The organism is Rhizobium sp. AG855 (assembly GCF_003610655.1).
Lineage (GTDB): Bacteria > Pseudomonadota > Alphaproteobacteria > Rhizobiales > Rhizobiaceae > Allorhizobium > Allorhizobium wuzhouense.
In genome coordinates this window covers 585,533-604,527 of record NZ_RAQG01000003.1, presented here as the reverse complement: position 1 = coordinate 604,527, position 18,995 = coordinate 585,533, and the positions used below count along the sequence as shown (strand labels likewise).

17 protein-coding genes and 1 other RNA gene are annotated in these 18,995 nt (G+C 62.1%); 10 read left to right on the top strand and 8 right to left on the bottom strand.

Going from position 1 to position 18,995, the window contains the following annotated elements:
- Window positions 1–166: 166 nt before the first annotated feature.
- The gene (locus tag DFO46_RS02875; protein WP_120276267.1) at window positions 167–670 is read left to right on the top strand and encodes a pyridoxamine 5'-phosphate oxidase family protein; all 504 of its coding nucleotides are present in this window, start codon (window positions 167–169) and stop codon (window positions 668–670) included.
- An 8-nt stretch (window positions 671–678) separates the two neighbouring features.
- Here the strand turns inward: DFO46_RS02875 and DFO46_RS02870 are convergent, their stop codons facing one another.
- The 4 genes from DFO46_RS02870 to DFO46_RS02855 form a co-directional block, all read right to left on the bottom strand.
- Entirely contained in the window at window positions 679–1,488 is an 810-nt protein-coding gene (locus tag DFO46_RS02870; RefSeq protein ID WP_245422592.1) for an MBL fold metallo-hydrolase, read from the bottom strand.
- A gap of 156 nt (window positions 1,489–1,644) precedes the next feature.
- Complete coding sequence (locus tag DFO46_RS02865) at window positions 1,645–2,256, bottom strand: hypothetical protein (protein ID WP_133253017.1); 612 nt, start codon at window positions 2,254–2,256, stop codon at window positions 1,645–1,647.
- Window positions 2,257–2,498: 242 nt separating this feature from the next.
- The gene (locus tag DFO46_RS02860; RefSeq protein WP_120276265.1) at window positions 2,499–3,323 is read right to left on the bottom strand and encodes a TIGR00282 family metallophosphoesterase; all 825 of its coding nucleotides are present in this window, start codon (window positions 3,321–3,323) and stop codon (window positions 2,499–2,501) included.
- Window positions 3,324–3,331: 8 nt separating this feature from the next.
- Window positions 3,332–3,913, bottom strand: coding sequence for a 5-formyltetrahydrofolate cyclo-ligase (locus DFO46_RS02855; protein ID WP_110791732.1), 582 nt, complete (start codon window positions 3,911–3,913; stop codon window positions 3,332–3,334).
- A gap of 164 nt (window positions 3,914–4,077) precedes the next feature.
- On the opposite strand from DFO46_RS02855, the gene DFO46_RS02850 reads away from it, so the two are divergent.
- Entirely contained in the window at window positions 4,078–6,096 is a 2,019-nt protein-coding gene (locus DFO46_RS02850; RefSeq protein WP_120276264.1) for a methyl-accepting chemotaxis protein, read from the top strand.
- Window positions 6,097–6,170: 74 nt separating this feature from the next.
- Here DFO46_RS02850 and ssrS read toward each other — a convergent pair.
- The 3 genes from ssrS to DFO46_RS02835 all read right to left on the bottom strand — a co-directional run bounded on the left by ssrS (window position 6,171) and on the right by DFO46_RS02835 (window position 7,128).
- A non-coding RNA gene (gene ssrS, locus DFO46_RS02845) (6S RNA) lies at window positions 6,171–6,329 on the bottom strand.
- Between the two features lie 62 nt (window positions 6,330–6,391).
- Window positions 6,392–6,775: a cell division protein ZapA gene (locus DFO46_RS02840; protein WP_110791728.1), complete on the bottom strand. Its 384-nt coding sequence runs from the start codon at window positions 6,773–6,775 to the stop codon at window positions 6,392–6,394.
- 80 nt (window positions 6,776–6,855) lie between these two features.
- A complete protein-coding gene (locus tag DFO46_RS02835) occupies window positions 6,856–7,128 on the bottom strand; it encodes a DUF4164 domain-containing protein (protein WP_110791727.1) in 273 nt (90 codons plus the stop codon).
- A gap of 341 nt (window positions 7,129–7,469) precedes the next feature.
- Between DFO46_RS02835 and tkt the strand changes: the two genes are divergently transcribed.
- From tkt to DFO46_RS02790, 8 genes are all read left to right on the top strand, one after another.
- The gene (gene tkt / locus DFO46_RS02825) at window positions 7,470–9,452 is read left to right on the top strand and encodes a transketolase (protein WP_120276263.1); all 1,983 of its coding nucleotides are present in this window, start codon (window positions 7,470–7,472) and stop codon (window positions 9,450–9,452) included.
- A gap of 74 nt (window positions 9,453–9,526) precedes the next feature.
- On the top strand, window positions 9,527–10,537 hold the full coding sequence (gap, locus tag DFO46_RS02820; RefSeq protein WP_110791722.1) for a type I glyceraldehyde-3-phosphate dehydrogenase: 1,011 nt from the start codon (window positions 9,527–9,529) through the stop codon (window positions 10,535–10,537).
- A gap of 253 nt (window positions 10,538–10,790) precedes the next feature.
- The gene (locus tag DFO46_RS02815) at window positions 10,791–12,446 is read left to right on the top strand and encodes a BCCT family transporter (protein ID WP_120276262.1); all 1,656 of its coding nucleotides are present in this window, start codon (window positions 10,791–10,793) and stop codon (window positions 12,444–12,446) included.
- Window positions 12,447–12,668: 222 nt separating this feature from the next.
- Complete coding sequence (locus tag DFO46_RS02810) at window positions 12,669–14,498, top strand: potassium/proton antiporter (protein WP_110791720.1); 1,830 nt, start codon at window positions 12,669–12,671, stop codon at window positions 14,496–14,498.
- Window positions 14,499–14,582: 84 nt separating this feature from the next.
- Window positions 14,583–15,782 carry a phosphoglycerate kinase gene (locus DFO46_RS02805; RefSeq protein ID WP_120276261.1) on the top strand — a complete coding sequence of 400 codons (1,200 nt, stop codon included), beginning with the start codon at window positions 14,583–14,585 and terminating at the stop codon, window positions 15,780–15,782.
- A gap of 421 nt (window positions 15,783–16,203) precedes the next feature.
- Window positions 16,204–17,118, top strand: a complete 915-nt coding sequence (locus DFO46_RS02800; protein WP_120276260.1) for a fructose bisphosphate aldolase — start codon at window positions 16,204–16,206, stop codon at window positions 17,116–17,118.
- A gap of 104 nt (window positions 17,119–17,222) precedes the next feature.
- Entirely contained in the window at window positions 17,223–18,146 is a 924-nt protein-coding gene (locus DFO46_RS02795) for a PhzF family phenazine biosynthesis protein (RefSeq protein ID WP_120276259.1), read from the top strand.
- A gap of 177 nt (window positions 18,147–18,323) precedes the next feature.
- Window positions 18,324–18,770 carry a PACE efflux transporter gene (locus DFO46_RS02790; RefSeq protein ID WP_120276258.1) on the top strand — a complete coding sequence of 149 codons (447 nt, stop codon included), beginning with the start codon at window positions 18,324–18,326 and terminating at the stop codon, window positions 18,768–18,770.
- 7 nt (window positions 18,771–18,777) lie between these two features.
- Here DFO46_RS02790 and DFO46_RS23825 read toward each other — a convergent pair whose 3' ends face one another.
- On the bottom strand, window positions 18,778–18,933 hold the full coding sequence (locus DFO46_RS23825; RefSeq protein ID WP_183041825.1) for a hypothetical protein: 156 nt from the start codon (window positions 18,931–18,933) through the stop codon (window positions 18,778–18,780).
- Between the last annotated feature and the right edge of the window lie 62 nt (window positions 18,934–18,995).

Here is an 18,995-nt window from a genome sequence, read left to right as displayed (position 1 = left end):
CCTGATCAGGTCTGAATGTTTGGAATGGCCGCCTTATACGGGCGATTGGGGTCCGGTTCAAGGGCAGCGACAGACATCGGCAGCCTCGCGCATCGGCCCCTCATGCCGGAACAAGTCCGCACGCCGCTCGTTGCTCTCCTCGCTAACCCACAAGGAGATACGACAGATGGCAAGCTTCAGCGAAGCCCGCGAAAACCCGGTTGAACAGCTCTGGGAAGAGATCGAGGATATCCATGCCGGCATGCTTGGCCTCGCCGGTTCCGAAATGCATATGCGGCCGATGGCCCCCTTCGCCGATCACCGCACCAACACCATCTGGTTCTTCACCAAGACCGATACCGACCTGGTCAAGGCGCTGCGTCCCGGCAGCCGCGGCCACTTCTGTGTCATCGGTAAGAACCACGACTACCATGCCAGCCTCGCGGGCGCGCTGACCGCCGTCAAGGACAGCGCCAAGATCGACGAGTACTGGAACTCGGTGGTCGCAGCCTGGTATGAGGGTGGCAAGTCCGACCCGAGCCTGATCCTCCTGTCGCTGTCACTGGACGACGGAGAGATCTGGGCCTCGACCGGCAGCACCATCAAGTTCGGCTGGGAGATCGCCAAGGCCAATCTCGATCCGGAAAAAATGCCCGACGTCGGCGTTCACCGCCAGGTTCGCTTCGCATGATCTGAGGCTCACACGCCCGCAAGCACTAGGATCAGCGGCTTCTTCGGCAGCGTCCGCATGGACACCGTGAAGCCGCTGTTTTGCGATCGTTCGATGTCGACGCTGTCGTCGAACATGGCAAGGAAGCTGTCGACGATCGGCCCGCGCCGATGCATCGGCAGCACCACGGCAGAGCGCAACCGCTTGATCGTCCGGCTCATGCTGTCAGCGCCCATCGTCAATCCGCCATCCACCGGCACCATCACGATATCCAACCGACCGATCTCGGCATAATGCGCATCCGTCAGTTCGTGATGCAGGTGGCCGAGATGCCCGATGCACAGCCCCGCCACCTCGAAAATGAAGATCGAATTGCCGTTCGGCTCGAACTCCCCGCCCCAGCTGCGAATGTCGGTAGCGACATTGCGCACATAGGCATCGCCAACAATCACATTGTGCAACGCCTTTTCGCCCGGCACATCGCTCCAGCCATGCAGCACATTGGCGATCCCAGGATCAGGCGACAGAGTGTAATGGCTGGAATGCGCCTTGTTCATCGTCACCACGTCGGGCAGGCGCGCGGAGCGGAGCCACCCATTATAGTCGGTGGCAATCTCGACGCCTTCGGGCGTGGTGATCTGAAAGGTGGAATGGCCCAGAAATGTGATCGTCACGTGTTCGGCAAACGCGGCAGGCCTTGCAGGCAATTGGGGCGCGCTAAAACTGGCGAATGTGACTGATGGAAGCGCCTCGGCAACCAGTTGACATTGACTGACGGGCGGCCGGGGACTGCCGGGCATTTGGGTCTCCTGCGCAAACACGAAGCCTGCCAGGACCATCGAACCCCAAACACCAAAGGCTAGTCTTTGCAGCATCATGCCGCTCCCACGCCGTCGAGTCCTGAGGATCATGCAGCAGGGCAGTGCAGGCATCCACCCGTTACCGCACGCGCTCCACTCACAATCACGTCATCTGGACCAACACAATCACGGACCTTAGGCCACATCGCGCTTTAGGAAATACCAGATGGACAGTGGCATCGACAGCGGCAGCCAAACGACCAATATACTTTCCATCAGCACCACAAAGAGCACCTCCAAGCCGTGCAGTTCTGCATAGCAAGCGGCGGCTACGTAACATTCCTTAGGGCTGCTTCCATCCCATTCTCCAAACGAGAACCATCCCAGATAAGACGCCAAACTGAGGAGCGAGAGAAACAATGAAGATAACAGGAAAACGCCGGGCTGAAGCCTGCGCGCGTGATGGCTTCTTTTCAGATTGTTGCTCATTTCCTTGATCACCAAGGCCCGTTGCTCTGGAGTGAACAAAATGATGCGCAGATAATAGATCACCATTGTAGCGAGCGCAGCCAGCCAGACCGAGGATGCTACACCTTGTATCCGGAACAGCATCGCCTCACTCAGTCTTAGATGCGTCCTGTATTTCGCAATCACCGGAAAAAGAGTTTCGCCAACCTGTGACAGACCGGAAATGGCGGGACCAAGGAGCGGAAGATCCGCTCGGCCATGTGTGGCAGCTGTCGCTAAGCAAATTGCCACGAGCCACAACCCGAAGAAGAGCACCTTAACATTTGAAGAAAAGATCAACGAGGGTTCACTCGGCCCACCTTCTGGAGCTTTCGAGCTTAGCCGACCCACACTAAGGATGAGCAAAGTGACGACGAGCCCGATGAACGTCGTGATAAACCTAACCGAGAATGGAATGTCCGGAACACCCCATAGAGGGATCAAGATAAAGACAGCATAGCAGCCAAACCTCACCTCATCGCCCCCACTTCTTTACCGACAAGGCCAGTGCCCGAACCGCGCCCGAGAACCATCCCAAACCGTCACGCCCAGAACTCCGGAATCGTCTCCGCCAGCCGCAGCCCGATCCTGAGCGGCGCGATCTTTTCGGCAAGCCCTGTCGCATCCGAAATCTCGACCCCGACACCGCAGATGGTCGCCGGGCCACTCGCCGCCTCGAAGCGACCCTTCGGCATCTTCGAGATGAAGCGGTTGAGCGGCTCTTCCTTCTCCATGCCGAGCGAGGAGTCGTAGTCGCCGCACATGCCGGCATCCGACATATAGGCCGTACCGCCGTTCAGGATCTGATGGTCGGCGGTCGGCACATGGGTATGGGTCCCGACGACGAAGCTGGCGCGCCCGTCGACGAAATGGCCGAAACACTGCTTCTCGCTCGTCGCTTCCGCGTGGAAATCGAAGACGATGACATCAGCCTGTTCCTTCAGCGGGCAGGCCGCCAGGATCGTCTCCGCCGACTTGAAGGGATCGTCGAGTTCCGGATGCATGAAGACGCGGCCCATGATGTTGGCAACGAGAACACGCGCGCCATTGCGGGCATAGAAAAGCCCCGAGCCCTTGCCGGGCGTGCCGGCCGGATAGTTGGCCGGGCGCAGGAACTGGTCGTGCCGCGTACAGAAGGAGACGGCCTCCTTCTGGTCCCAGACGTGATTGCCCGTCGTCACCACATCGGCACCGGCATTGATCGTCTCGAGATAGATGTCCTCGGTGATGCCGAAACCGCCGGCGGCATTTTCGCCGTTGACGATGACGAAATCCAGTTTCAGATCGGAGATCAGGCCCGGCAGGCGCTCCCAAACAGCCGTCCGTCCGGTCTTGCCCACCATATCGCCGAGAAACAGAAGTCGCATTCGTCCAATCACTCCATGAATGTTCTGAGGCCACTTTCCGTCAGAACAGCCTCAAGCCGGACGTCATGCGCTTCATCGGGCACTTCTGCCACCTCCTGACAGTCGAATGCAATGCCGATCAGCCGCGGATTGCGCCCTTTTTCCCGCAAACGCGCAATTGCACGGTCATAGTGACCGGCGCCGTAGCCGATCCGGTTGCCTTTCGCATCAAAGGCGGAGAGCGGCACGAGCAGAAGATCGGGATCGAGCACGGCCGCCTCCGGCCCCGGACCGCGTGTGCCAAACCCCGTATCGACCAGTTCGGCACCGGTCACCAGTTCACGAAAGACGATCGTTTCCCTGTCCATGACGACAGGCAGGCAGAGCCGCGCACCGCGTGCCTTCAGCCGCGCCATCAGCGGTCGGATATCGGCCTCGGAGCGGATCGGAAAAAAGCCTGACACCGTCATGCCGGGATCGATCGGAATGGCCTCCCCGGCGAAGTCCGCCATGGCAAGGCTGAACTCCAGACGGGTGGCCTCAGTGATCTGATCGCGCAGCGCCAACCGCTCTTTGCGCAGGGCAGCCTTCAAGGCGCGTTTTTCCGTCATTTTGACCTCCAAAGCCGCTGCCCCGCCATATCTGGGGAGGGCAACAGGGCATTTTCCCCAATTTTGTCATTCGTCAAGACACTTCGCAAATCCCCTGAAAAACCAAGGATTAACTTGATGCCGTTATAATTTAGCCCAAGCAAACGTTTATAGGATACATTTGCATGAAGGTCTTTTCGCGCTTCGGCATTACGAAAACAATCACCGCCACGACAGTCATGATCCTGGTCGCGTCGCTTGGCGCGGTCTCCTGGGTCATCTCCGGCAGCATCGCCACGCGCATTCAGGAGCAGGCGATCAGCGGCCAGGATGCCAGCCTGCGCACGGCGGCCACGATCATCGAGCGTGACCTGCCCGGCACCAAGATCACTTGGGCGTCCAACGGCAATGTCGACCGGATCGTGATGGAGTCCATTCCGAAGGAATTCACCGATCACACGATGATCGACACGATCGGCCGCATGACCGGCCAGACCGCGACGATCTTCGGCTGGGAACCCGACAGCAAGGATTTCTGGCGCCGCACCACCAACATCATCAAGCCGGATGGCAAGCGCGCCGTCGGCACGGCCCTCGGCCAGGCGGGCGCCGTCTATCCCTTCGCCACCAAGGGCCAGGTCTATCGCGGCGAGGCGGTCATCCTCGACGTGCCCTACTACACCATCTACCAGCCGATCTTCTCGCCGACAGGCGATGTCATCGGCATTCTCTATGCCGGCGTCCGCTCGGCCGACATCAACAGCATCGCCACCGAAATGGCCTATGCCATCGGCGCGACCGCGCTGATCGTGCTCGTCATCGCGGCAGCCCTGATCGCGCTCTTCGTCCGCCAGATCGTCGGCGCCCTGCCGCGACTGACCGGCGTGGCAGATCAGCTCGCCAGCGGCCGGCTGGAAACCGAGGTCCCCGACCAGGACCTGAAGAACGAGATCGGTGCTCTTGCCCGTTCCATCAACGTCTTCCGCGAAAGCGCCATCCAGAAGATCGAGATCGAGCGCAAGGCAGCCGATGCCGTTGCCCAGGGCGAGCGCGAACGTCAGGAACGCGAAGCCGCCAAGGCCGAGGACGCCAAGGCCGTCGAACAGGCCGTCGACGTGCTGGCCCAGTGTCTGCACAAGCTCAGCGACGGCGATCTCACGGTGCGTATCGGCCAGGCCTTCACCGGCAATCTCGACAAGCTGCGCCTCGACTTCAACGCGTCTGTCGAGAAGTTGAGCAGCACGCTCGGTGACATTAGAGTCGAGACGTCGGGCATCGAGGCGAGCTCCGCCGAAATGCGCCAGGCGACCGATGATCTGTCGAAGCGCACCGAACAGCAGGCCGCATCGCTGGAAGAAACCTCCGCAGCGCTCGAGGAAATCACCGCAACCGTTCGTGGATCCTCCGCCAAGGCCGACCAGGCAGCCCAGATCGCCGCCGTCGCCCGCAAGAGCACGGAAAGCTCGAGCAAGGTCGTTTCCGATGCGATCGACGCGATGAGCCGGATCGAACAGGCGTCGAGCGAGATCTCCAAGATCATCAACGTCATCGACGAGATCGCCTTCCAGACAAACCTCTTGGCGCTGAACGCCGGCGTCGAAGCCGCCCGTGCCGGTGAAGCCGGCAAGGGATTTGCCGTCGTTGCCCAGGAAGTCCGCGAACTCGCCCAGCGTTCCGCCAATGCCGCCAAGGACATCAAGGCGCTGATCCACAAGTCGGGGGAAGCGGTTGCCGGCGGCGTCTCGCTGGTCCAGCAGACCGGCAATGCGCTTGGCGAGATCTCCGGCCAGGTCGCCTCGATCAACGACCACATCTCGGCCATTGCCTCAGCCGCCCGCGAGCAGTCGACGGCGCTGAACGAGATCAACGGCTCGGTCAATCACATGGACCAGTTCACCCAGAAGAACGCGGCCATGGTGGAAGAGGCAACCGCGGTCACGCACCGCCTCGCTGACAGCGCTCGCGTGCTGGCCGGCTTGATCGGCCAGTTCCAGACGGCGGATGGCCACCGCGCCGTCAAGGCACCTGTCCCGTCCTACCAGCCGGCAGCCCCTGCCCCGCGCCCGGCCGCACCGCGTGCAGCCGAAAGCCAGTCCCGCCCGGCGCCCTCGCCGGCCCGCTCCATGGTCGGCAAGCTGACCAAGGCCTTTGGCGGTGCGTCAACCGCAACGGCGGCTTCGCAGGACAATTGGGAAGAGTTCTGATCGAAGGATCAGATCCAACGAAGAAAGCCGTCGCGAGCGATCGCGGCGGCTTTTTGCATGAAGTGTCAGATGAGGTACGATCCACGGCAACCGGTGGATGTTTACGATCCTGGGTGCCTACAAACGTAGGTGGGCGCCATATGTCCGAGCCCACGGGCCCGGCCAGGGACAGCTCCCTTTGGATCGAGTATGGCCCCAGGGATTGTGGTTCCTGTCGTGAGGCGCAGACCGCAATTCAGATATAGGCGCTAAACGTGTGGTCCGCCAGTGGGGCGATCACAAACAATGTTGAAGATCAGCTGCCCTGTCCGGCCGGCGCCGGCCGTTGGGTGAGCTTGCGGGTGATCCCGTTCAGCCGCTCGGCAACTTCGGCCAAGGTCTGTGCCACGGCCTCGTCCCGCTGGTGCGCACCGGTCAGCACGCTTTCGCGTCCGGCCCGCAGATCGGCCAGTTCCCGCTCGGCAGCAGCCAGTCGGCGGTTCAGATCCGCCATTTCGTCCATCACCATGATACCGGCCATGACCGTGATCCGGAGATCGCCGATTTCACCGAACTGGCTTTTCAGGTGGCCGACATAGCGGTCGAACTGGCCGGCCAGCGTTGTCAGATGGGGCTCCTGCCCCTCCTCGCACGCCATGCGATAGGCCTTGCCGTCGATCGTGACTGTCACCTGGGCCATCGGCCATCCAACTCTTCGTTACGCGGGCGGGCGACGCCCAACACCAAATCTCAAGTCTGCAGGCGCCGAAACCCGGCCGCCTACCGGTCGAGCACGGCCCGGATCGTTTCCATCGCCGTCACGAGACGCCGGGAGACCTCGCGATTGACCTCTTCAAGGCTGTTCGCCCGAAATTGCGACTCGTCCAGTTCCTGGGCAAGGCGGGCACGATCGGCATGAACGCGGCGAACCTCGCCGTCGATCTCACTGCTTTCCCGTTCCGCCTCAAAACGCATGTCGACGGCATTTTCGAGGCCAACCACGGCCTGACGAAGCGCCGCAAGCGCGGCTTCGACCGAATTTTCCACCGGCATCCCTGACCCCTGCCTCGTTGCCACACCTTCGCTTCTTGCGAATCGTCCTGACAATCCGGGTAATTTGAGCGGCGACACTAAGCCCCGTGCTTGGCGCGCGTCAATAAAGCGCGGCCCCTCGGCAGGGTCCAATTCTGTGGACTATCCCAACTGCGATGCCCCTGCCGGAGCCAATTTTGATGAACGCACAGGAAAGAGGCAAATCCATGGGATCATGCACGATAAAAGGCTTCTGCCCGGCCATTTTGTTGACTTGCGCGATGCACCTGATATGGATCGCTCGCTTCTCATTTGGTCCTGTGAAAGGGCCGTGATTGACACTGCGAACCAGCGGACTAGCCATGATCTCTCCAGAAAAACATAACCGGATGGCGAACGCGATCCGTTTCCTCGCCATGGATGCCGTCGAGAAGGCCAATTCCGGCCATCCCGGTCTTCCCCTGGGCGCGGCTGACGTCGCCACGGTCCTGTTCGGCCGCTATCTGAAGTTCGATCCGAAGAACCCGCTCTGGCCCGATCGCGACCGCTTCGTGCTCTCGGCCGGCCATGGCTCGATGCTTCTCTATGCGCTGCTCTATCTGACCGGCTACGAAGACATGACGATCGAGGACATCAAGTCCTTCCGTCAGCTCGGCGCCAAGACCGCCGGCCACCCGGAATACGGCCATGCCTCCGGCATCGAAACGACCACCGGCCCGCTCGGCCAGGGCATTGCCAATGCCGTCGGCATGGCGATTGCCGAACGCAAGCTGTCTGAAGAATTCGGCTCTGAGCTGCAGAGCCATTACACCTATGCGCTGGTCGGCGACGGCTGCCTGATGGAAGGCATCAGCCAGGAAGCCATTGCGCTGGCCGGCCATCTGAAGCTCAACAAGCTCATCGTCTTCTGGGACGACAACAAGATCACGATCGACGGCGCCGTCTCCTTGTCGGACTCGACCGACCAGATCGCCCGCCTGAAGTCGGCGAACTGGAACACCATCGAGATCGACGGTCACAACCCGGACGAAATCGCAGCCGCCATCGAGGCCGCCCACAAGTCCGACAAGCCGACCTTCATCGCCGCCAAGACCATCATCGGTTTCGGCGCCCCGAACAAGCAGGGCACGCACAAGGTCCACGGCTCGCCGCTCGGCGCCGAAGAAATTGCCGCTGCCCGCAAGTCGCTCAACTGGGAAGCCGAAGCCTTCGTCGTCCCGGCTGACGTGCTGGACGCCTGGCGCCTGGTTGGCCTGCGCGCCACCAAGGTTCGCAAGGAATGGGAAGAACGCCTGAACCAGACTGACGCCGAGAAGCGCGCCGAGTTCAACCGTCGCTTCGCCGGTGACCTGCCGGGCAGCTTCGACACGACGATCGACGCCTTCAAGCAGAAGATCGCCGCCAACAACCCGACCGTTGCCACCCGCAAGGCTTCGGAAGATGCACTCGAAGTGATCAACGGCCTCCTGCCGGAAACCCTCGGCGGCTCGGCCGACCTGACGCCGTCGAACAACACCAAGACCAGCCAGATGAAGTCGATCACCCCGACCGACTTCTCCGGCCGCTACATGCACTGGGGCATTCGCGAACATGCGACGGCCGCAGCCATGAACGGCATTGCGCTGCATGGCGGTCTGATTCCTTACTCCGGCGGCTTCCTGATCTTCTCGGATTACTGCCGTCCGTCGGTGCGCCTCGCCGCCCTCATGGGCATCCGCGTCGTGCATGTCTGGACGCATGATTCCATCGGCGTTGGCGAAGACGGCCCGACCCACCAGCCGGTCGAGCATTTCGCAGCGCTCCGCGCAATCCCGAACCTGCTCCTCTTCCGTCCGGCCGACGAGACCGAAACGGCGGAATGCTGGCAGATTGCGCTCAAGGAAAAGCACCGTCCGTCGGGCCTGGCGCTGACCCGCCAGAACCTGATCCCGGCCCGGACCGAATACGAAGAGAAGAACCTGTCGGCCTACGGCGCCTATGAGCTGATCTCGGCCAGCGACGCCAAGGTTTCGATCTTCGCGTCCGGCTCGGAAGTCGAAATCGCCATCAAGGCGCAGCAGCAGCTGGCCGCCAAGGGCGTTCCGACCCGCGTCGTCTCGGTCCCCTGCTTCGAACTCTTCTTCGAGCAGGATGCCGACTACCAGGAAGCCATCATCGGCAACGCGCCGGTGAAGATTGGCGTCGAAGCCGGCATCCGCCAGGGCTGGGACGCGATCATCGGCTCGACCGGTGCCTTCATCGGCATGAAGTCCTTCGGCGCCTCCGGCCCGGCCAAGGACCTCTACAAGCATTTCGGCATCACCGCCGAAGCAGTCGTCGCGGCTGCCGAAGCCAAGCTGGCTTAACGACCATCCCGCCAGGGCGTCCCCGGACGCCCTGACATTGCCCAAGAGCTCACTATACAATCGGGAGTCCACCAATGACTGTGAAAGTTGCCATCAATGGTTTCGGCCGTATCGGACGTAACGTTCTGCGCGCCATCGTCGAATCCGGCCGTACCGACATCGAAGTCGTCGCCATCAACGACCTCGGCCCGGTCGAGACCAATGCCCACCTGCTCCGTTACGATTCGATCCACGGCAAGTTCCCAGCCGATGTGAAGGTCGACGGCGACACGATCATCGTCGGCGGCGGCAAGCCGATCAAGGTCACCGCGATCAAGGATCCGGCGACCCTTCCGCACAAGGAACTTGGCGTCGACATCGCCATGGAATGCACCGGCATCTTCACCTCGAAGGACAAGGCCTCGGCCCACCTGACCGCTGGCGCCAAGCGCGTGATCGTCTCGGCCCCGGCTGACGGCGCTGATCTTACCGTCGTCTTCGGCGTCAACCACGACAAGCTGACCAAGGACCACCTGGTCATCTCCAACGCCTCCTGCACGACGAACTGCCTGGTTCCGGTCGTCAAGGTCCTGAACGACTCGATCGGCATCGATCATGGCTTCATGACCACGATCCACTCCTATACCGGTGACCAGCCGACGCTCGACACCATGCACAAGGATCTCTACCGCGCCCGCGCGGCAGCGCTCTCGATGATCCCGACCTCGACAGGCGCCGCCAAGGCCGTCGGCCTGGTTCTGCCGGAACTGAAGGGCAAGCTGGACGGCACCTCGATCCGCGTGCCGACCCCGAATGTCTCGGTTGTCGACTTCAAGTTCGTCGCCAAGAAGGCCACGACGGTCCAGGAAGTCAACGACGCCATCATCGCCGCTTCCAACGGCGCGCTGAAGGGCATCCTCGGCTACACCGACGAGCCGCTGGTCTCCCGCGACTTCAACCACGACAGCCATTCCTCGATCTTCGCGCTCGACCAGACCAAGGTTCTCGAAGGCAACTTCGTGCGCATCCTGACCTGGTACGACAACGAGTGGGGCTTCTCCAACCGCATGTCGGACACGGCTGTCGCCCTGTCGAAGACCTTCTGAGATCGACGCATCTCTGCGTTTCAGGGGCGGGCTCGCGAGAGCCCGCCCTTTTTCGTTTTGTCGAAGACAGATCCAACGCCCTAAGGATTTAATTCGGCATGGCGATGGAACAATTCAGCCGCATGGCGGTTGGCCTTCCGAATTGTGGCACAAAAGCGACGCCCGACCGTCGCGGCCACCCCTGGCGGCATCCGAGCCGCGCTCTGGACCATCCCATCTGGGACCCCGGACAATTCGAAAGGAATCCGAGACATTGACTTATGCGACCACGCCAACTGTCGTTGCTCAAGAGGATGCGATCCCCGCACCGGAAGGGGACACCGAGATCATCGACACCCCTTACGAGATCGGCCAGGACAACATCAGCTACAGGAAACGGCTGGTTTTCGAACTCGACATCCACAATGTCGTTTTCAGCGTGTCCGCGCTCTCCATCGTCGCCTTCACCTTCCTGACACTGGCCTTCCAGACGACCCTTGAACCGGCCTTCACCGGCCTCCGGGATTTCCTGACCGCCAATCTCGACTGGTTCTTCCTGCTCACCGGCAACATCCTGGTGCTTGTCTGCCTCGGGCTGATCGTCTCGCCCCTCGGCCGCATTCGCCTCGGCGGTCCCGATGCCACGCCCGATTATTCCAATCTCTCCTGGTTCGCCATGCTGTTTGCCGCCGGCATGGGCATCGGCCTGATGTTCTACGGTGTGTCCGAACCGCTCGGCCACTTGACTGCAGCACTCGACGGTCCGGTGTTTGAAAACGGCGTGCGGACAGACTGGGCGCCGCTCGGAGGTGCTGTCGGCGACCCCGAAGCGGCACGCCGCCTCGCCATGGCCGCCACGATCTTCCACTGGGGCCTGCATCCCTGGGCGATCTACGCCATCGTTGCCCTGGCGCTTGCCCTCTTCTCCTTCAACAAGGGCCTGCCACTCACCCTGCGTTCGATCTTCTATCCGATCTTCGGCGAACGCGTCTGGGGCTGGCCGGGCCACATCATCGACATCCTCGCCGTCTTCGCGACGATTTTCGGTCTCTCCACCTCGCTCGGCATCGGCGCCCAGCAGGCAAGTGCCGGTCTTGAATTCCTCTTCGGCATTCCGGCCACCGAGAACATGATGATCCTGCTGGTGCTTGTCATCACCGGCATCGCCATCACCTCGGTCGTTGCCGGCATGGACAAGGGCGTCAAGCTCCTGTCCGAGGTCAATCTCGGGCTCGCAGCGCTCCTCCTGCTCTTCGTCATCGCGGTTGGCCCGACCTGGCAGATCCTCAAGGGCTTTTTCCTCAACCTCGAAGCCTATGCCACCTACCTGCCCGCCCTCGCGAACCCCTTCGGCCGGGACGATACCAACTTCGTCCAGGGCTGGACGGCCTTCTACTGGGCCTGGTGGATCAGCTGGTCGCCTTTCGTCGGCATGTTCATCGCCCGCGTCAGCCGCGGCCGCAGCGTGCGCGAACTCTTGACCGCCGTCCTCCTGATTCCGTCACTCGTCTCCGTCCTGTGGATGACGGCACTGGGCGGCACCGCCATCAGCCAGGTGGTCAATGACGGCCTGACCAGCGTCAAGGATGCAGGCCTTGAACTGCAGCTGTTCGAGATGCTGGCGCATCTGCCACTGACAGCGATTACCTCCTTTGTCGGCATCGTCCTGGTCATCGTCTTCTTCGTGACCTCCTCCGACTCCGGCTCACTCGTCATCGACACGATCTCCGCCGGCGGCAAGGTCAATGCGCCGATGCCGCAGCGTGTCTTCTGGGCAAGCTTCGAGGGGCTTGTCGCCGTCGCACTTCTGCTCGGCGGCGGCCTGGTTGCCCTTCAGGCCATGGCCGTATCGACCGGCCTTCCCTTCGCGATCGTCCTGCTTGGGGCGACCTATGCACTGATTAAGGGATTGTTGGCGGAACCACGCTGACCTAAAAAATGTGGGGCGAAATTAAAAACTTTAAATTTCGCCCCACTCTCATCACGATCTTGTTCCAAGGGTGCAGAGCCGTTCGGCACGCCTGCATCATCATACATAGCCGACCCGTCTTGCGACGGGAGCAATGCTCGCTCGACGGTTTGCGAACCGCAGGCCGCGCAGGGCAGCAGTGAGCGACGGCCGCGCCAGCGGCAATCGGGAAGGGGACAGTGAGTGAGTGAATTCTATGCCGTCACATTGGTCGCGACCGCGCTCGTTCTTCTTGCTGCATTTTCCAGCCTGATCGCTTTCCGCTTCGGCGCCCCGCTCTTGCTGCTTTTCCTCGGCATTGGGCTTGCCGCTGGTGTCGATGGTCTCGGCATCGAATTTTCGAACTTCCCCCTCGCTTATGTCATCGGCTCCCTGGCGCTCGCCGTCATCCTCTTCGATTCCGGCTACGGCACCTCGCTGCAATCCTTCCGTCTCTCCGCCGCCCCCGCGCTCACGATGGCGACCCTCGGCGTTCTGCTGACCACCGCCATCTTCGGCATTGCCGCCCATTTCCTGCTTGGCTTGAGCCTCCTCCAGGCCTTCCTGCTCGGCGCCATCGTCGGCTCGACCGATGCAGCCGCCGTCTTCTTTCTGCTGCGCATCGGCGGCATCAACATCCGCGACCGCGTACGCTCCTCGCTCGAAGTCGAGTCCGGCACCAACGACCCGATGGCGATCTTCCTCACCGTCGCCCTTGTCGAGCTGATCGCCAAGGGTGGCGACACGAACGGCTTCGGTCTCGACATTCTCCTCCTCTTCCTGGAGCAGATGGGCATCGGCCTTGCCCTTGGCCTGCTCGGAGGCTTCGTCATCGTGTTCATCCTGCGGCGCATGCAGGTGGAGCGGGGCCTTGCGCCGATCTTCATGCTGGCGCTTGCCCTGATGATCTTTGCCTTCACCGGCATGATCGGCGGCAGCGGCTTCCTCGCCGTCTATGTCGCCGGCATCTATGCCGGCTCGCGCAAGCTGCCCTCCAGCATCACCATCGGCCGTTTCCAGGACGGCATGACCTGGCTTGCCCAGATCATCATGTTCCTGCTCTTGGGCCTGCTCGCGACCCCGTCGCAATTCCTCGGCATTCTGTTGCCGGCCGTCGTGCTGGCACTGTTCCTGATCTTCATCGCCCGGCCGCTGGCGATCTGGCTCTGCCTCCTGCCGTTCGACTTCACCCAGCGCGAGACCGGCTTCATCGCCTGGGTCGGCCTGCGCGGCGCGGTTTCCATCCTGCTCGGCATCCTGCCGATCGTCGGCAATCTCGAAGACGGCCATATCTTCTTCAACACCGCCTTCATCGTCGTGATGGTCTCGCTGGTCATCCAGGGCTGGACGATCAAGCCGGTGGCCAAGCGTCTCGGCCTGATCATTCCACCGCGCATCGGCGCCATCGACAAGGTGGAGCTGGACCTGCCCGGCACGGCCAACCACGAGCTTCTCGCCTACCGCGTGGTCAAGGGAAGCCCGGTGCTGCGCGGCGAGCGCATCCCGCGCTGGGCCATGCCCTCGCTCGTCATCCGTGACGGCAAGTCCATGCGTTACCAATATGCCGGCCGGCTGCGCGAAAACGACCACGTCTATCTGTTCATCGCCCCGAGCTATTCGAAGCTCCTCGACCGGCTCTTCGCGACGGAGGCCGCAGTGGCGGACGATGACAGCGAATTTTTCGGCACCTTCGCGATTGCGCCCAACACGCATGTCAAGAACCTGGACGAGGCCTATGGCCCGCTGTCGATCTCCGAAAGCGAACGCGGCAAGACCGTGGCCGAACTGATGACCCAGCGTGTCGGCGGCCGGGCGGACTATGCCGACCGCGTGCGCCTCGGCACCATCGTGCTCATCGTCCGCGACATCGACGAACACGGCCACATCGCCTCGATCGGCGTTTCGATGGAGCCGGTGGAACCGGCCACCACCTGGCCGATCTTCCTCAATATCCGCGAACTGGCCCATGCGCTCCGCGATTACCTGCGCCAGAAACGCGCGGCTGCGCAGACCGGTTCGCAGAGCGAAAAATGACGGCCCTCGCCTTGCGCCGTCACATAGGCGGTGTAAGGTCCGGCCCGTCAGCCCCATTCAACAGCATTCAAGACGGGTAGATCCATGCCGGCTTTCAAGACCCTCGACGACCTCACCGACATCGCAGGCAAGCGCGTGCTTGTCCGCGTCGACCTCAACGTGCCCGTCACGGACGGCAAGGTGTCCGACACGACCCGCATCGAGCGCGTCGCACCGACGATCAAGGAATTGTCGGACAAGGGTGCCAAGGTCATCCTGCTGGCGCATTTCGGCCGCCCCAAGGGAGAACCGGTCGCCGATCAGTCGCTGTCGCTGATCGCCCCGGCCGTGGAAGAGGTTCTCGACCAGCGCGTCACCTTTGCATCGGACTGCATCGGAGCGCCCGCCGCCGACGCCATCGCCAAGATGGACAACGGCGACATCCTGCTTCTGGAGAACACCCGCTTCCACAAGGGTGAAGAGAAGAACGATGCCGGCTTCACCGCCGAACTCGCGAAGAACGGCGACATCTATGTCAACGACGCCTTCTCGGCCGCGCATCGTGCGCATGCCTCGACCGAGGGCCTCGCACACCACCTGCCCGCCTATGCCGGCCGCACCATGCAGGCCGAACTGGAAGCCCTTGAAAAGGGGCTCGGTCAGCCGCAGCGCCCGGTCGTGGCCATCGTTGGCGGCGCCAAGGTCTCGACCAAGATCGACCTCTTGTCCAATCTCGTGACCAAGGTCGACGCGCTGGTGATCGGCGGCGGCATGGCCAACACCTTCATCGCCGCCCAGGGCATCGATGTCGGCAAGTCGCTCTGCGAGCATGACCTCGCCGACACCGCCCGCGCGATCATGGAAACCGCCAAGACCGCCGGCTGCGCGATCGTGCTGCCGGTCGACGGCGTCGTTGCCCGCGAGTTCAAGGCAAATGCCGCCAATGAAACGGTCGACATCAACGCCATTCCCGCCGATGCCATGATGCTCGACGTCGGCCCAAAGTCGGTCGAACTGATCAATGGCTGGATCGAGAAGGCCGCAACGCTGGTCTGGAACGGCCCGCTCGGCGCCTTCGAAATCGCGCCCTTCGACAAGGCGACGGTATCGGCCGCCGAACATGCCGCCGCACAGACCAGGGCCGGCAAGCTGGTTTCCGTCGCCGGCGGCGGTGACACGGTCTCGGCCCTGAACCACGCCGAAGTCGCTGACGACTTCTCCTATGTCTCGACGGCAGGCGGCGCCTTCCTCGAATGGATGGAAGGCAAGGAACTGCCCGGCGTTGCGGTCCTCACCAAGGGCTGATCGCGGCGACCGATCAACGGCAAACAAGATGAACCGCGTGTCCCAGGCCACGCGGTTTTTTCATGCTCAATGTCTTGGGGCGGCCGGCCCGTCGATGTTAGCATGTCCGGGACGGAACCTCGTGACCTCGGACGGGTTCTTCCGTCGGGTGAAATCAGTCGACCGGACACCGTGGACACAGCAATTTCCATGCCGCTTGAAATGACTTTAAACATTTTTGAATTTTCAAACGATTGAAATGATTTCAATCGTTTCAATAGCTTAGCCGACCATTTTCCCGCCCCGGAAGTTCTGTTATCGCCGAAGGCAGCACGGCCTTCAACGGCCGCAACGCCAGAGAATGACCAGGACGACCGTATCGGTCTGTCACAAGAGCAAAAGTCCGGCGCGACGGCGCCATGTTCAGGGATAGGAGTGAAATATGGTGGACGCGAAAATGTTGAACAAGATCACCTCGGCGCCCGGCTTCATCGCGGCGCTGGATCAGAGTGGGGGTTCGACACCCGGCGCATTGCGTCTCTACGGCGTCTCCGAGACCGACTATAACGGCGACGACGAGATGTACCGCCTGATCCACGCCATGCGCGTTCGCATCATGAAGGCACCCGCCTTCTCCGGCGACAAGGTGATCGGCGCCATCCTCTTCGAGCGCACCATGGACGGCGATGTCGACGGCCAGGCCGTCCCCACCTTCCTCTGGGAAAAGCGCGGCGTGGTGCCCTTCCTCAAGATCGACAAGGGCCTGCTGGACGAACAGAACGGCGTGCAGCTGATGAAGCCGATGCCCGATCTCGATGCGCTGCTGATCCGTGGCCGCGAAAAGGGTATCTTCGGCACCAAGATGCGCTCGGTGATCGCCCATGCCGACAAGGCCGGCATCGCCGCCGTGGTCAAGCAGCAGTTCGAAGTCGCGCGCCAGATCATCGGCCAGGGTCTCGTGCCGATCGTCGAGCCGGAAGTCTCGATCAAGAGCCCGACCAAGGCGGAAGCCGAAGCGATCCTGCGCGACGAGATCGCAGCCGAGCTCGACAAGCTGCCGTCGGGCGAAAAGGTCATGCTGAAGCTGACCATCCCGACGGTCGATGATTTCTACGCACCGCTGGTCGCCCACAACGCGGTCGTCCGCGTCGTCGCTCTCTCCGGCGGCTACAGCACGATCGATGCCTGCGACAAGCTCAGCCGCAACCACGGCATGATCGCCAGCTTCTCGCGCGCGCTCGCCGAACAGCTGCGCGTATCCATGAGCGATGCGGAGTTCAACACCAGCATCGCCAAGACCATCGAGCAGATCTATGCGGCAAGCGTGAACAAGGTCGGCGCTATCGCTGCCGAGTGAAGGCTCGGAAACGCAGCGCGCCAAACTTGTCATCAGGACACGAAAGCCCGGCCGAGCGCCGGGCTTTTGTTTTATCTAGGGTGGCACATGTTCCTGGAGCCGCCATGCCGACCGCCTCTCGCACCATTCCCTTCGTCACCGTCGACGTCTTCACGGACAACCGTTTCGCCGGCAATCCGCTCGCCGTCATCACCGATGGGCGGGGCTTGAGTGATGCTGACATGCAGCAGATCGCCACCGAGTTCGGTTATTCGGAGACGACCTTCGTGCGACCGCCAAAGGACGAAGCCAACACGGCGGAAGTCCGCATTTTCACACCCGTGACAGAGGTGCCCTTTGCCGGCCACCCCAATGTCGGCACGGCCCATGTGCTTTCCACGGCGGCCAGCATCTTCGGCAAACCGGTCGGCGAGCACATCCGCTTCGAGGAAAAAGCCGGCCTCGTGAAAATTTCCGTACGCCGAAACGCGGACGGCTCGGTGGCAGGCACCACGATCCGCGCCCCCGGCCCGCTCACAACCGGCGCAACGGTGATGCCGGAGACAATCGCCGCCTGCCTTGGCCTTCGCCCCGACCAGATCGAGACGGCTCGCCACGCGCCGATCTTCGCCTCCGTCGGCCTCAAATTCATTCTGGTTGAGGTCAAGGATCTGGAGGCACTCGCCATGGCCGCCGCGCGCCTGGAACCGCTGACCGCCCTGCGCACGGCCCATGCGGCAGAAGACTGCGACTGCGCCACCTTCCTCTACACCTGGGTTGGCACCGACCATGTCCGCGCCCGCATGTTCGCCCCCTTCGACAATGTCGCGGAAGACCCCGCAACCGGCAGCGCCTCGGCCGCTCTCGGCGCCTTCCTCACCACGCTGGGAGGCAACCAAGCCGAACGGCATCTTCTCGTCGAACAGGGGGTCGAAATGGGCCGCCGAAGCCTGATCCACCTCGACGTGACGACGAGAAACGGGCGTTTCGAACGGGTCGAGATCAGTGGAGCGTCGGTCCTGATCATGCGCGGGGCGCTTTACCTGTAACCCCAGGGCAACCACCCCGGCAAAAGCGCCCAATCCTTGGGCTGTTGCTGAAATTCGCGCCAATCAATACTTGTCGCCGCGAAGCGCCCCGCCTATATATCTCGCCGAGGACGACCTCCCCATCATGGGCCTGATTGTACTGCGGGACGACCCGCCGGTTTTCCCGGAGGGAAGAACATGCGCACCGCGACAGACCGCATCCGCCACGCTGTCAGTTTCGAACTCATCGGCCTTGCCTTGCTCGTGCCGATCGGCAGCTGGGTGTTTTCAATGCCGGCGTCTGACATCGGCGTCGTCGGCGTGGTGAGTGCCACGCTCGCGACCGGCTGGAACTATGTTTACAATCTCGGCTTCGACCACATGCTCGTGCGGTCGACCGGCACGACGCTGAAGACCTGGCCGATGCGCGTAGTCCATGCCGTCGCCTTCGAGCTGGGGCTGCTCGTGATCTTGCTGCCCTTTGTCGCCTGGTATCTCGGCATCGGCCTGCGGGAGGCATTCGTCATGGATATCGCTTTTGCGATTTTCTACATGGTCTATGCCTTCGTTTTCAACTGGACCTATGATCGCCTTTTCCCCCTGCCGGAATGGCAGACGGAGAAGGCCGGCACGGTCAGCGGATAACACGGCCTCAGGGGCGAACCAGCAGCGTCACCGACCAGGCGACGAAGGCGACCACCGCCAGCTTCCAGAAATCCGCGCGGCGCCTGAGCCCGGGCAGGCCGAGCGGCTTGATGATCTGGATCAGCATGGCGAGCAGCAGAAAGGCGGATATGGCCTTGTTCATCGTCATTCCTTGTCGGCATCGACCGAAGCGGCCGGACAGCCTTGCTGTCCGGCATTAAATGT

Excerpts from the sequence above, each read along its gene's own strand:
- DFO46_RS02860 (WP_120276265.1), bottom strand. The coding sequence starts at position 3,323 with ATGCGACTTCTGTTTCTCGGCGATATGGTGGGCAAGACCGGACGGACG.
- DFO46_RS02855 (WP_110791732.1), bottom strand. The coding sequence starts at position 3,913 with ATGACGGAAAAACGCGCCTTGAAGGCTGCCCTGCGCAAAGAGCGGTTG.
- tkt (WP_120276263.1), top strand. The coding sequence starts at position 7,470 with ATGATCTCTCCAGAAAAACATAACCGGATGGCGAACGCGATCCGTTTC.
- DFO46_RS02800 (WP_120276260.1), top strand. The coding sequence starts at position 16,204 with ATGGTGGACGCGAAAATGTTGAACAAGATCACCTCGGCGCCCGGCTTC.
- DFO46_RS02805 (WP_120276261.1), top strand. The coding sequence starts at position 14,583 with ATGCCGGCTTTCAAGACCCTCGACGACCTCACCGACATCGCAGGCAAG.
- gap (WP_110791722.1), top strand. The coding sequence starts at position 9,527 with ATGACTGTGAAAGTTGCCATCAATGGTTTCGGCCGTATCGGACGTAAC.
- DFO46_RS02790 (WP_120276258.1), top strand. The coding sequence starts at position 18,324 with ATGCGCACCGCGACAGACCGCATCCGCCACGCTGTCAGTTTCGAACTC.
- DFO46_RS02840 (WP_110791728.1), bottom strand. The coding sequence starts at position 6,775 with ATGGCCCAGGTGACAGTCACGATCGACGGCAAGGCCTATCGCATGGCG.
- DFO46_RS02875 (WP_120276267.1), top strand. The coding sequence starts at position 167 with ATGGCAAGCTTCAGCGAAGCCCGCGAAAACCCGGTTGAACAGCTCTGG.
- DFO46_RS02795 (WP_120276259.1), top strand. The coding sequence starts at position 17,223 with ATGCCGACCGCCTCTCGCACCATTCCCTTCGTCACCGTCGACGTCTTC.
- DFO46_RS02870 (WP_245422592.1), bottom strand. The coding sequence starts at position 1,488 with ATGGTCCTGGCAGGCTTCGTGTTTGCGCAGGAGACCCAAATGCCCGGC.
- DFO46_RS02850 (WP_120276264.1), top strand. The coding sequence starts at position 4,078 with ATGAAGGTCTTTTCGCGCTTCGGCATTACGAAAACAATCACCGCCACG.
- DFO46_RS02835 (WP_110791727.1), bottom strand. The coding sequence starts at position 7,128 with ATGCCGGTGGAAAATTCGGTCGAAGCCGCGCTTGCGGCGCTTCGTCAG.
- DFO46_RS23825 (WP_183041825.1), bottom strand. The coding sequence starts at position 18,933 with ATGAACAAGGCCATATCCGCCTTTCTGCTGCTCGCCATGCTGATCCAG.